General features: G+C 71.3%; 11 protein-coding genes and 1 pseudogene. 9 read left to right on the forward strand and 3 right to left on the reverse strand.

Features of this window, described 5'->3' with window-relative positions:
- Positions 1-47: 47 nt before the first annotated feature.
- From ACWD5Q_RS09185 to ACWD5Q_RS09195, 3 genes and pseudogenes are all read right to left on the reverse strand, one after another.
- A pseudogene (locus ACWD5Q_RS09185) lies at positions 48-623 on the reverse strand (YdeI/OmpD-associated family protein).
- A 422-nt stretch (positions 624-1,045) separates the two neighbouring features.
- Positions 1,046-2,704 (reverse strand): hypothetical protein, encoded by a 1,659-nt coding sequence (locus ACWD5Q_RS09190; protein ID WP_451426379.1) that lies wholly within the window; start codon positions 2,702-2,704, stop codon positions 1,046-1,048.
- A gap of 195 nt (positions 2,705-2,899) precedes the next feature.
- Entirely contained in the window at positions 2,900-5,098 is a 2,199-nt protein-coding gene (locus ACWD5Q_RS09195; protein WP_451426447.1) for an elongation factor G-like protein EF-G2, read from the reverse strand.
- Positions 5,099-5,406: 308 nt separating this feature from the next.
- On the opposite strand from ACWD5Q_RS09195, the gene pgsA reads away from it, so the two are divergent.
- The 9 genes from pgsA to ruvA all read left to right on the forward strand — a co-directional run bounded on the left by pgsA (position 5,407) and on the right by ruvA (position 12,846).
- Complete coding sequence (pgsA, locus tag ACWD5Q_RS09200) at positions 5,407-6,093, forward strand: phosphatidylinositol phosphate synthase (protein WP_451426380.1); 687 nt, start codon at positions 5,407-5,409, stop codon at positions 6,091-6,093.
- Positions 6,094-6,121: 28 nt separating this feature from the next.
- A complete protein-coding gene (locus ACWD5Q_RS09205; protein WP_451426381.1) occupies positions 6,122-7,060 on the forward strand; it encodes a phosphatidylinositol mannoside acyltransferase in 939 nt (312 codons plus the stop codon).
- Positions 7,057-8,262 carry a glycosyltransferase family 4 protein gene (locus ACWD5Q_RS09210; RefSeq protein ID WP_451426382.1) on the forward strand — a complete coding sequence of 402 codons (1,206 nt, stop codon included), beginning with the start codon at positions 7,057-7,059 and terminating at the stop codon, positions 8,260-8,262. Before ACWD5Q_RS09205 ends, ACWD5Q_RS09210 begins: the two co-directional genes overlap by 4 nt.
- A gap of 49 nt (positions 8,263-8,311) precedes the next feature.
- Entirely contained in the window at positions 8,312-8,857 is a 546-nt protein-coding gene (locus tag ACWD5Q_RS09215) for a hypothetical protein (protein ID WP_451426383.1), read from the forward strand.
- A 151-nt stretch (positions 8,858-9,008) separates the two neighbouring features.
- Positions 9,009-9,920: a pyridoxal 5'-phosphate synthase lyase subunit PdxS gene (pdxS, locus tag ACWD5Q_RS09220; RefSeq protein ID WP_451426384.1), complete on the forward strand. Its 912-nt coding sequence runs from the start codon at positions 9,009-9,011 to the stop codon at positions 9,918-9,920.
- A 49-nt stretch (positions 9,921-9,969) separates the two neighbouring features.
- Positions 9,970-10,578 carry a pyridoxal 5'-phosphate synthase glutaminase subunit PdxT gene (pdxT, locus tag ACWD5Q_RS09225; RefSeq protein WP_451426385.1) on the forward strand — a complete coding sequence of 203 codons (609 nt, stop codon included), beginning with the start codon at positions 9,970-9,972 and terminating at the stop codon, positions 10,576-10,578.
- A gap of 76 nt (positions 10,579-10,654) precedes the next feature.
- The gene (locus ACWD5Q_RS09230; protein WP_451426386.1) at positions 10,655-11,407 is read left to right on the forward strand and encodes a YebC/PmpR family DNA-binding transcriptional regulator; all 753 of its coding nucleotides are present in this window, start codon (positions 10,655-10,657) and stop codon (positions 11,405-11,407) included.
- Positions 11,408-11,713: 306 nt separating this feature from the next.
- Positions 11,714-12,244, forward strand: coding sequence for a crossover junction endodeoxyribonuclease RuvC (gene ruvC, locus ACWD5Q_RS09235; RefSeq protein WP_451426387.1), 531 nt, complete (start codon positions 11,714-11,716; stop codon positions 12,242-12,244).
- Complete coding sequence (ruvA, locus tag ACWD5Q_RS09240; protein ID WP_451426388.1) at positions 12,241-12,846, forward strand: Holliday junction branch migration protein RuvA; 606 nt, start codon at positions 12,241-12,243, stop codon at positions 12,844-12,846. The genes ruvC and ruvA overlap by 4 nt, the downstream gene beginning before the upstream one ends.
- Positions 12,847-12,874 lie beyond the last annotated feature (28 nt).

Genomic DNA, 12,874 nt, shown 5'->3' on the forward strand with positions numbered 1-12,874 from the left:
GACAGCCCCTGGCGGATCAGGGGCGGCAGGGTTTCAACCGCCGTTCCTCAGGGACGGATCTTCTTCCCTTCGGCGAGCATCGCCACGTACTTCTCGATCCGGCGCACCCTCGTCTCCGGCTTCTTGGCATCCTGGACACGGTAGAGAACCGCATAGCGATTCCGACTGTCCAGGGTGGCGAAGAATTCCGCCGCCGCCGGGTCGGCCGCCAGGGCGCGGGCGAGGTCCTCCGGTACCGACGCCGTCTTCGCACCGTCGTAGGCGGCGTCCCAGCGACCGTCGGCCTTGGCTCGCTCCACCTCGGCCAGCCCTGCGGGACGCATCCGCCCCTACTCGATGAGTGTCTTCGCCTTGTCCCGGTTGACCTTGGACCACTTGCTCCGTGGCGTACGCGGAGTGAAGCGCTGCAGCCAGTTCTCGTCGTCGAACTTCTTCTTCTGCCCGTCGATCCAGCCGTAGCACAGCGCCACGTCGAGTGCCTGGGCGTAGTCGAGGGCAGCCGCTCCCGGCGTCTTCTTCCTGATCTTCAGCCACAGACCGGCCGAGGACGCGTGTCGCTCACTGAGCCATTCCTCGAATGCCTCGGCGGACTCGAATGCGACGATCTCCAAGTCTTCAGCCATACCGGCAGCCAACCATGCGACGGGCGATGGTGTGAACTGCTGCGGCCGGTCCGTCAACTCGCCGTGCGAAAGCGCCCCCTACACACCGTTGATCTTCCGGTTGCTGCGCACTCCTTGCTGCGCGAGCGGACAGGTACTCCCTGGAGGCGTCATGCCGCAGATCAACACGAGCAAGGTCAGCAGCCAGGACCGGCACGGGCGCGAGCACGTGGTGCGGGTGCGGCGGGCCGGGATGCAGCGCACCCTTGGCTGCGACACCTGCGGCTGGCGCAGGAACGCGCAGTTCACCCGTCCCGCCAGTCGCCGGCGGAGTGTTTGGAGGATGTGGGCCACAGGCGACCCGAACAAGCCCCGGTCGCGCGTACCGGCGTGGCCCACATCCGCCCATCGCATAGTCGGGTGTCTTTGGAGACCGGCCCCAGCTAGGCGTCGTAGACGTCGGCCTTCCGCGGCATCGGGTCCTGCACCTGCGAGCTGAGGAACGCCGACCGCGTCCCGAACTTCTCCGTGTTCACCCCGTTCTCCTCCAGCACCCGGAGCGCCGCCGCGTGCACCACCCGCAGCACCGGCGTGGCCGCCCGCAGCGCGTCGTCCGCCATGAAGCGGTGCCGCCAGGGCTGGTCCGCCCAGGCGTGGCGCAGACCGAACGGCTCGGGCAGGGTCAGCGAGCCGCCCAGCCAGTTCAGCACCGGCGGGTACCAGGTGAGCGGGGCGCGGACCGCCAGGCGTACCACCTCGTCCGTGTCGACCAGCGGGAGCTTCACCGTGCGGGACTCCCAGAACCTGATCTGCTTCTGCACCTTCTTGGTCGGCGCCGAGGGCTTGCTCGTGAACAGCGAGTTCACCGGCCCCAGGGCGTGCCCGGTGACCTCGATGCGCAGCGTCTCGTGCAGCACCGTCACCGTGATCAGCATGGTGAGGACGAGCTGGCCGTCCCACAGGGTCCACTGGACCCCGAGGTAGTGCCGCTCACCGCTGCCGAACTGCTGCTTGTTGCAGATCTCCTGTATCGCGTGCGGTTTGATCTGGTACGCGTCCACGTCCGTGCCCTCGGGGCGGGACACCTCCGAGGCCTTTTCGCCGATCGGGCTGACGATCCAGTGCTTGACCGACGGGGTCGGGAAGCCGCCGGTGTTCAGCGGGCCGCGCTCCAGCATGCTCAGCTGGTCGTAAATGGCCTTGATCACGTCCCAGCTGCGGAACGGATGGATCTCCTTGCCCGCGTCACGCGGCACCAGGTCCTCGGCGAGCTGCCAGCTGCCCCAGCGCGTGCCCATGCCGAGGACGCCCTTCGGCCCCGCGTAGAAGACCGAGTTGGACCGCTGCTCGGCGCTCAGCCGGACGAGCGCCTGGCGCAGCCGCTCGGCGGAGTTCTCCCCGGGGCTGCCCGGCACCGCCTCGGGGATCTTCGCGCCGAGGCCGCCGCCGGCGAGCAGGCTCGCCCAGCGCTCGCGCAGGTCCTGCGCGGTCCGCTCGCAGATCCGCTTCGCCCAGTACCAGCCGATCACGGGCACGATGACGGCCGCGCGCCCGTACCACGCCCAGAAGCCCGTGAACGGCATCCGGATCAGGAAGATCACGGCGGCGGCGCCCACCGCGACCAGCAGCGCGGTGCCGAGGGCGGACCCGCGCTTGTCGTCCCGCTTGGCGATGGTGGCGCGGATCTGGAAGACCAGCAGCCACAGCAGCAGCCCGGGCAGGAACAGCACCCCGCACAGCACGGTCACCGCCGAGAGCCAGTTGTCCCGCTCCCGGCGGATGCGGTGGGCGGCCAGGCAGTGTTCCACGATCACCTGGGGCTCGGTGCCGAAGGACTGGATGAGCGGCTTGCGGCCGGCGCCCAGCATGCGGTCCCGCACCGCGAGCGAGAAGGCCTCGCCGAGGTTCGGCCGGAAGAGCTTGGCCCAGGGACGGGGAGGGCTGACCTTCGACTCGTGCCATTCGTTGTTGGCGTCGAGGATCGTCTCCACCTTCGCGTCCCGGTAGGCCGCCGAGGCCAGGGCGTAGGTCGCCGCCGTCTGGCCCGCGGAGCCCGAGAGGGGCACCTGTGCCCCGGGGCTGAAATCGAATCCGTCCGTCACTGCCGCCCCCTCGCCGCTGAACCCGCTTCTGCGGCCTTCCCGAATCCCTTGCCCCGCACACCTGTTGAACAGGTCATCGTGGTGATCGCGTCTCAACTTGATCAGGTCATCAGCGTATCCGCAGCCACGGACATGCGTCGGCGGACGGCCAAGAAGCCGCCCGCCGGAGGGAGGGAGCACATCGCGCAGGCCCAACTACGACGTGTGCTGCGCCTGTTCGCGGATCTTCTGGGCGAGCTGCGGCGGCATCGGCTCGTGCCGCGCGTAGGAGCGGCTGAAGCGTGCCGTGCCGTGCGAGAGGGAGCGGAGGTCGACGGCGTACCGGCCGATCTCGATCTCCGGCACCTCGGCCCGTACCAGCGTCCGGCCGCCACTTGTCTGTTCGGTGCCCAGGACCCGGCCGCGGCGCGTGGACAGGTCGCTCATCACGGCGCCGACGTAGTCGTCGCCGACGAGCACCGAGACCTCGGCGACCGGTTCCAGGAGGTGGATCGTCGCGTCGGCCGCCGCCTCGCGCAGGGCGAGCGCGCCCGCCGTCTGGAAGGCGGCGTCCGAGGAGTCCACGGAGTGCGCCTTGCCGTCGAGGAGCGTGACCCGGACGTCCACGAGGGGGTTCCCGGTGGCCACGCCCCTGGCGGCCTGGGCACGCACGCCCTTCTCGACGGACGGGATGAACTGCCGGGGCACGGCCCCGCCGACCACCTTGTCGACGAACTCGATGCCGGAGCCGCCGGGCAGCGGCTCCACCTGGATCTCGCAGATCGCGTACTGGCCGTGCCCGCCGGACTGCTTGACGTGCCGTCCGCGCCCGCCGGACGCGCCCGCGAACGTCTCCCGGAGGGAGACCTGGTGCGGCACCACGTCGACCTGGACCCCGTAGCGGCTGCGAAGCCGCTCCAGGGCGACGTCCGCGTGTGCCTCGCCCAGGCACCACAGCACCACCTGGTGGGTGTCCTGGTTCTGTTCGAGCCGCATGGTCGGATCCTCGGCGACCAGCCGGGAGAGCCCCTGGCTGAGCTTGTCCTCGTCCGGCTTGCTGTGCGCCTGGATGGCGAGCGGCAACAGCGGGTCCGGCATCTCCCAGGGCGCCATGAGCAGCGGGTCGTCCTTGGCCGAGAGGGTGTCCCCGGTCTCGGCCCGGTTCAGTTTCACCACGCACGCCAGGTCGCCCGCGATGCACTGCGCCAGCGGCCGTTGCTGCTTGCCGAAGGGGACGGACAGGGCGCCGACGCGCTCGTCGACGTCGTGGTCCTCGTGGCCGCGGTCGGTCAGCCCGTGCCCGGAGACATGGACCGTCTCGTCGGGACGCAGGGTGCCGGAGAAGACGCGGACCAGCGAGACGCGGCCCACATACGGGTCGGAGGACGTCTTGACGACCTCCGCCACCAAGGGCCCCGACGGGTCGCAGAGCGCGAGTTCACGGGGCCGGCCGGCCGGGGTGGTGACCGCGGCCGCCTCCCGCTCCAGCGGGGTGGGGAAACCGCCCGTGATCAGCTCCAGCAGCTCGACGGTACCGAGCCCCTGGCGGGCGCCCTCGGCGGCGGGCGCGGCGGCGAGCACCGGGAAGAAGGCCGCGCGCGCCACCGCCCGCTCCAGGTCCTGCACCAGCGTGCCGAGGTCGATGTCCTCGCCGCCCACATAGCGGTCCATGAGGGTCTCGTCCTCGCTCTCGGAGATGATCCCCTCGATGAGGCGGTTACGGGCGTCCTCGATCAGCGGCAGGTGTTCGGGCCCCGGCTCCGACTCCTTGCGCTCGCCGGAGGAGTAGTCGAACAGCTTCTGCGACAGCAGCCCGACCAGTCCGGTCACGGGCGCGTGCCCGTCGGGACCCTGGGGGCCGTGCAGCGGCAGGTACAGGGGCAGTACGGCGTCGGGGTCGTTCGCGCCGAACTCCTGCGCGCACACCCGGGTCATCTCCTCGAAGTCGGCCCGGGCGGCCTCCAGGTGCGTGATCACGAGGGCGCGCGGCATGCCGACGGCCGCGCACTCGTCCCAGACCATGCGGGTGGAACCGTCCACCCTGTCCGCGGCCGAGACCACGAAGAGGGCCGCGTCCGCCGCACGCAGACCGGCCCGCAGCTCTCCGACGAAGTCGGCGTATCCGGGAGTGTCCAGCAGATTGATCTTGATCCCGTCCCATTCGACGGGGACCAGCGAGAGCTGCACCGAACGCTGCTGCCGGTGCTCGATCTCGTCGTAGTCGGAGACGGTGCCGCCGTCCTCCACGCGGCCCGCCCGGTTCACCGCTCCCGCCGTCAGCGCGAGAGCCTCCACCAGAGTCGTCTTGCCCGATCCGCTGTGGCCGACCAGCACCACATTCCGTACGGACGCGGGGTGGTCGGCCGCTGTAGCCCTGCCGGCGGCTCCGGGGTGTGCGTTCGCCTTGTCGCCCATGGCCTTGCCTCCCGTGCACGGTGAGGTCACTGTGGGCGCGGACATGCGGACCCGCGTGCGGTAGGCGGCTCCGGTGACGCCCGCGGTGTCTTCGAGCTTTGCACTCCCGTCACGGTGCGTCCATACGAGGGACGGGATCCCGCCACCCGGGCAGGGAGCGCCCGCCGCGTCCGCCCCGGGGGCCCCGGCGCCCCCGGGACGTGACACCGGCTGCGGGTGCCCGTCCGTCGCGCACGGACGAGCGTGGCTACGATGGGCGCGCCGGTGGCCAGCAGGGGCCGCGCGGCTCACCGACCGTCGGGAAGGCCATGCTGAACAAGTACGCGCGTGCATTCTTCACGCGTGTCCTCACACCGTTCGCCGCGTTTCTGATCCGCAGGGGCGTGAGTCCTGACACTGTCACGCTCATCGGCACCGCCGGGGTGGTCGCGGGAGCGCTGGTCTTCTTCCCCCGGGGCGCGTTCTTCTGGGGCACGGTCGTCATCACCCTGTTCGTGTTCTCGGACCTCGTCGACGGCAACATGGCCCGCCAGCTCGGCCGCTCCAGCCGCTGGGGCGCCTTCCTGGACTCCACCCTCGACCGGGTCGCCGACGGCGCGATCTTCGGCGGCTTCGCCCTGTGGTACGCGGGCACCGGCAACGACAACGTCCTGTGCGCGGTCTCGATCTTCTGCCTGGCCAGCGGCCAGGTGGTGTCGTACACCAAGGCCCGTGGCGAGTCGATCGGCCTGCCCGTCGCCGTGAACGGGCTCGTCGAGCGGGCCGAGCGGCTGGTCATCTCACTGGTCGCGGCCGGGTTCGCGGGTCTGCACACGTTCGGCGTGCCCGGCATCCAGGTGCTGCTGCCGATCGCGCTGTGGGTCGTCGCCGTCGGCAGCCTGATCACGCTGATCCAGCGGGTCGTCACGGTCCGCCGGGAGTCCGCCGAGGCGGACGCGGCGGCGTCCGGCCACCGGAACCAGAACGCCTCGCACAGAAGCGGGACGGCACAGTGAAGGACGGTCAGGAGAGCGGGGCGACGACGTGACCAGCCCGCGGGAGCGGCTCACCGACGGGCTCTACGGACTCGGCTGGAGCACGGTCAGGACCCTGCCCGAGCCCGTCGCCACCCGGCTCGGCCGGACCATCGCCGACGTCGCCTGGAGACGGCGCGGGAAGGGCGTACTGCGGCTCGAGAGCAACTACGCGCGCGTGGTGCCCGGCGCGAGTCCCGAGCGGCTGGCCGAGCTGTCCCGGGCGGGCATGCGCTCGTATCTGCGCTACTGGATGGAGTCCTTCCGCCTCCCGGCCTGGAGCGCGGCGCGCGTCGAGGACGGCTTCGACCCCAAGGACCTGCACTTCCTCACCGACGGACTGGCCGCGGGCAAGGGCGTCGTCCTCGCGCTGCCGCACCTGGCCAACTGGGACCTGGCGGGCGCCTGGGTCACCACCAAGCTGCGGACGCCGTTCACGACGGTCGCCGAGCGGCTCAAGCCCGAGACGCTCTACGACCGCTTCGTCGCCTACCGCGAGGGCCTCGGCATGGAGGTGCTGCCGCACAGCGGCGGCTCCGCGTTCGGCACCCTGGCCCGGCGGCTGCGCGACGGCGGACTCGTCTGCCTGGTCGCCGACCGCGATCTGTCGGCCTCCGGAGTCGAGGTCACCTTCTTCGGCCAGACGGCGCGGATGCCCGCGGGACCGGCGCTGCTCGCCCAGCAGACCGGCGCGCTGCTGCTGCCGGTGACACTCTGGTACGACGACTCGCCCGTCATGCGCGGGCGCGTACATCCCCCGATCGAGGTACCCGAGACAGGTACCCGGGCCGAGAAGACGTCTGTCATGACACAGGCGCTGGCAGACGCCTTCGCCACGGGGATCGCCGAGCATCCGGAGGACTGGCACATGCTTCAGCGCTTGTGGCTCGCCGACCTGGATCCCGGCAAGGACCCCCGGAACAAGGACCCCCGGGAGGGTGCGGAGTGAGGATCGGCATCGTCTGCCCGTACTCCTGGGACGTGCCGGGCGGCGTCCAGTTCCACATCCGCGATCTGGCCGAGTACTTCATCCGCCTGGGGCACGAGGTCTCCGTCCTCGCCCCCGCGGACGACGACACCCCGCTGCCGCCGTACGTCGTCTCGGCCGGCCGCGCGGTCCCGGTGCCGTACAACGGCTCGGTGGCCCGGCTGAACTTCGGCTTCCTCAGCGCGGCCCGGGTGCGGCGCTGGCTGCACGACGGCGAGTTCGACGTGATCCACATCCACGAGCCCGCCTCGCCGTCGCTGGGCCTGCTGACCTGCTGGGCGGCGCAGGGCCCGATCGTGGCGACCTTCCACACCTCCAACCCGCGCTCGCGGGCGATGGTCGCCGCCTACGCGATCCTGCAGGCGGCCCTGGAGAAGATCAGCGCGCGCATCGCGGTGAGCGAGTACGCGCGGCGCACGCTCGTCGAACACCTCGGCGGCGACGCCGTGGTGATCCCGAACGGCGTGGACGTCGACTTCTTCGCGAAGGCCGAGGCCAAGGCCGAATGGCAGTCGGACGAGGCGCGGGGCTCCGTCGAGGGCGGTGGGACCCCGGCGGGCAACACGATCGGCTTCATAGGCCGCATCGACGAGCCCCGCAAGGGGCTGCCCGTCCTGATGAAGGCCCTGCCGAAGATCCTGGCCGCACGCCCGGACACCCGGCTGCTGGTCGCCGGCCGCGGCGACGCCGAGGAGGCGGTGGCGACGCTCCCCGCCGGGCTGCGCCCGCGCGTGGAGTTCCTCGGCATGATCAGCGACGAGGACAAGGCGCGCTTCCTGCGCAGCGTCGACCTGTACGTGGCGCCCAACACCGGAGGCGAGAGCTTCGGGATCGTCCTGGTCGAGGCGATGTCGGCGGGCGCGCCCGTGCTCGCCTCCGATCTGGACGCCTTCGCCCAGGTCCTCGACCAGGGGGCGGCCGGTGAGCTGTTCGCCAACGAGGACGCCGACGCGCTCGCCGACGCCGCCCTGCGGCTGCTGGCGGACCCGGAACGCCGCGCGGAACTGCGAGCACGCGGCAGCGCCCACGTGCGGCGCTTCGACTGGTCCACGGTCGGTGCGGACATCCTGTCGGTCTACGAGACGGTGACGGACGGCGCGGCCGCGGTGGCCGCGGACGAACGGACGGGCCTGCGGGCCCGCCTGGGCCTGGTCCGGGACTGAGCCCGGCACGCGGGCCCCGCGGCCGGGCCGCCCGGTAGCCTTGCCGCCCGTGACCGCAACCCTCATCTGGATCCTCGTCGCCGTCGTCGCGATCGGCCTCTATCTGAGCTGGACCGCGGGCCGCCTCGACCGGCTGCACTCCCGGATCGACGCGACACGCGCCGCGCTCGACGCCCAGCTGCTGCGCCGGGCCTCCGTCGCCCAGGAGCTGGCGACCTCGGGCGTGCTCGATCCGGCCGCGTCGATCGTGCTGTACGAGGCCGCCCATGCGGCCCGGCAGGCGGAGGAGGAGCAGCGGGAGGTCGCCGAGAGCGAGCTCAGCCAGGCGCTGCGGGCCGTCTTCGGCGAGGCGCAGCAGGTGGAGGCGGTGCGGGAGGCGCCCGGCGGCGAGGCGGCGGCCCATGAGCTGACCGAGGCCGTGCGCCGGGTGCCGATGGCCCGGAGGTTCCACAACGACGCCGTACGCGCGGCCCGGGCGTTGCGCCGCCACCGCAAGGTGCGCTGGTTCCGGCTGGCCGGCCACGCCCCGTTCCCGATGGCCTTCGAGATGGACGACGAGCCCCCGGCGGCGCTGACGGACCGGCTGATCGTGTAAGGACGGCGGACCGTGCCGTAGCGGGCGGCGCGGGTTGTGCGGTCGTCCAAAACGATCCACCGCCTCCCCATTGGCCCTTGCCGTGGTCCGTTCACCGGGCGTTTCCTCGGTCCAGCAGAAATCAGCCTTTTTCCTGAGTGAGGTCGAACCCGTGTCCAGCACGCTCTCCACCCCCCAGTCCCCCGAGACCGGCACGGCCCGCGTCAAGCGAGGCATGGCCGAGCAGCTCAAGGGCGGCGTGATCATGGACGTCGTCACGCCGGAGCAGGCGAAGATCGCCGAGGACGCGGGCGCCGTCGCCGTCATGGCCCTGGAACGGGTCCCGGCCGACATCCGCAAGGACGGCGGCGTCGCCCGCATGTCCGACCCGGACATGATCGAGGGCATCATCAGCGCCGTGTCCATCCCGGTCATGGCCAAGTCCCGGATCGGCCACTTCGTCGAGGCGCAGGTGCTGCAGGCCCTGGGCGTCGACTACATCGACGAGTCCGAGGTCCTCACCCCGGCCGACGAGGTCAACCACTCCGACAAGTGGGCCTTCACCACGCCGTTCGTCTGCGGTGCCACCAACCTGGGCGAGGCCCTGCGCCGTATCGCCGAGGGCGCCGCGATGATCCGCTCCAAGGGCGAGGCCGGCACCGGCAACGTCGTCGAGGCCGTGCGCCACCTGCGCCAGATCAAGGGTGACATCGCCCGTCTGCGCGGCCTCGACAACCACGAGCTGTACGCCGCCGCCAAGGACCTGCGCGCCCCGTACGAGCTGGTCAAGGAGGTCGCCGAGCTGGGCAAGCTCCCGGTCGTGCTGTTCTCCGCCGGCGGTGTCGCCACCCCCGCGGACGCCGCGCTGATGCGCCAGCTCGGTGCCGAGGGCGTGTTCGTCGGATCCGGCATCTTCAAGTCCGGCGACCCGGCCAAGCGTGCCGCCGCCATCGTGAAGGCCACCACCTTCTACGACGACCCCAAGGTCATCGCCGACGCGTCCCGCAACCTCGGTGAGGCCATGGTCGGCATCAACTGCGACGTCCTCCCCGAGAGCGAGCGCTACGCCAACCGCGGCTGGTAGGACGCACCTCGGCCGGACACCGCACGACCCCACTGAGGACATCACGTACATGACCGACACACCCGTCATAGGCGTCCTGGCCCTCCAGGGCGACGTACGGGAGCACCTCATCGCCCTGGCCGCGGCCGACGCCGTGGCCAGGCCGGTGCGACGCCCCGAAGAACTCGCCGAGGTCGACGGCCTCGTCATCCCCGGCGGCGAGTCCACCACCATCTCGAAGCTGGCCGTTCTCTTCGGGCTGATGGAACCCCTGCGCGCGCGCGTGCGCGAGGACATGCCCGTCTACGGCACCTGCGCGGGCATGATCATGCTCGCCGACAAGATCCTCGACCCGCGCTCCGGCCAGGAGACCGTCGGCGGCATCGACATGATCGTGCGCCGCAACGCCTTCGGACGGCAGAACGAGTCGTTCGAGGCGGCGGTCGACGTCGCCGGCATCGAGGGCGATCCTGTAGAGGGCGTCTTCATCCGGGCTCCCTGGGTCGAGTCCGTGGGCGCCCAGGCCGAGGTGCTCGCCGAGTACGGCGGTCACATCGTGGCCGTACGCCAGGGCAACGCGCTGGCCACGTCGTTCCACCCGGAGCTGACTGGCGACCACCGCGTGCACGCGCTGTTCGTCGACATGGTGCGCGCCGACCGGACGCCGGAGTCCTTGTAGGATCTCCGGGGTCCCCCCTGGTCCTTCAGGCCTGGGGGAGTTCGTACAGGATGGGTTACGCGAAGGAGACAGGCAGATGTCCGGCCACTCTAAATGGGCTACGACGAAGCACAAGAAGGCCGTCATCGACGCCAAGCGCGGCAAGCTCTTCGCGAAGCTGATCAAGAACATCGAGGTCGCGGCCCGGACGGGAGGCGCGGACCTCGACGGCAACCCGACACTCTACGACGCCGTCCAGAAGGCCAAGAAGCAGTCGGTCCCGAACAAGAACATCGACTCGGCGGTCAAGCGCGGCGCGGGCCTGGAGGCCGGCGGCGCCGACTACGAGACGATCATGTACGAGGGCTACGGCCCCAACGGCGTCGCGGTACTCATCGAGTGCCTCACCGACAACCGCAACCGCGCCGCCTCGGACGTCCGCGTCGCCATGACCCGCAACGGCGGCTCCATGGCCGACCCGGGCTCCGTCTCGTACCTGTTCAACCGCAAGGGCGTCGTGATCGTCCCCAAGGGCGAGCTGACCGAGGACGACGTCCTGGGCGCCGTGCTCGACGCGGGCGCCGAGGAGGTCAACGACCTCGGTGAGTCCTTCGAGGTGATCAGCGAGGCCACCGACCTGGTCGCGGTCCGCAGCGCCCTCCAGGAGGCCGGGATCGACTACGACTCCGCCGAGGCCAACTTCGTGCCGACCATGCAGGTCGAGCTCGACGAAGAGGGCGCCAAGAAGATCTTCAAGCTGATCGACGCACTCGAGGACAGCGACGACGTGCAGAACGTCTTCGCCAACTTCGACGTCAGCGACGAGGTCATGGAGAAGGTCGGCGTCTAGTGCTGTGGCTGGAAAGGTTCGCCGGGAAGCTCGCGGCGTCCGGTGCGGTGCATCGCAAGGCGGAGCATCGCCCGCGTACCGGATGTACTCGGGTGATGCGACAACGCGGCGAGGTGCCGTACCGGACGCCGCGAGCCGGTGAACCCTTCCGGTCGCAGCACTAGCGCCGCCGCGAACCGAACGGGCCGACGGGACACCCCCGTCGGCCCGTCGCTCTGCCGGTCGTTGTCAGTGGCACCCGATAGCCTGCCCGAACCGGGGTACCGCCCAGCGATGGCTGGGGGGAGAGCGAAGGGAGACACGGGGGTGCGCGTACTGGGGGTTGACCCGGGACTGACCCGGTGCGGCATCGGCGTCGTCGAGGGCGTGCCCGGCCGGCCGCTGACAATGCTCGGCGTCGGCGTCGTCCGTACGCCGGCGGACGCCGACCTGGGCCACCGCCTGGTCGCCGTGGAGCGGGGCATCGAACTCTGGCTGGACACGCACCAACCGGAGTTCGTCGCCGTGGAGCGCGTCTTCAGCCAGCACAACGTGCGGACGGTCATGGGCACCGCCCAGGCCAGCGCCGTCGCCATGCTCTGCGCCGCCCGCCGCGGCATCCCCGTCGCCCTGCACACCCCCAGCGAGGTCAAGGCCGCCGTCACCGGCACCGGACGAGCCGACAAGACCCAGGTCGGCGCCATGGTCACCCGGCTGCTGCGGCTGGACGCACCGCCCCGGCCCGCCGACGCCGCGGACGCCCTCGCGCTCGCCATCTGCCACATCTGGCGCGCCCCCGCCGAGAACCGACTCCAGCAGGCCCTCGCCCTGCACGCCTCGAAAGGCCGTACCCCATGATCGCCTTCGTCAGCGGCCCGGTCGCCGCCCTCGCCCCGGACTCCGCCGTGGTCGAGGTGGGCGGCATCGGCCTCACCGTCCAGTGCACGCCGAACACCCTCTCCGGACTCCGGACGGGCCGGCCGGCCAGGCTCGCCACCTCCCTGGTCGTCCGGGAGGACTCCCTGACGCTGTACGGCTTCGCGGACGACGACGAGCGGCAGGTCTTCGAGCTGCTGCAGACCGCGAGCGGCGTCGGCCCCCGCCTGGCCCAGGCGATGCTGGCCGTCCACGCCCCGGACGCCCTGCGCCGCGCCGTGGCCACCGGCGACGAGAAGGCCCTCACGGCCGTGCCCGGCATCGGCAAGAAGGGGGCCCAGAAACTGCTGCTGGAGCTGAAGGACCGCCTGGGCGAGCCGACCGGCGCACCCGTGGTCGGCGCGCCGGTCACCGCCGGCTGGCGCGACCAACTGCACGCCGCCCTGATCGGCCTCGGATACGCGACCCGCGAGGCGGACGAGGCCGTGGCCGCGGTCGCCCCGCAGGCCGAGGCCGGTCAGGGCACGCCCCAGGTGGGCGCGCTCCTGAAGGCGGCCCTGCAGACCCTGAACCGCGCCCGCTGAACCATCCGCGCCACCACGAGACCGCGAG

This window comes from Streptomyces sp. NPDC002513 (assembly GCF_053595355.1).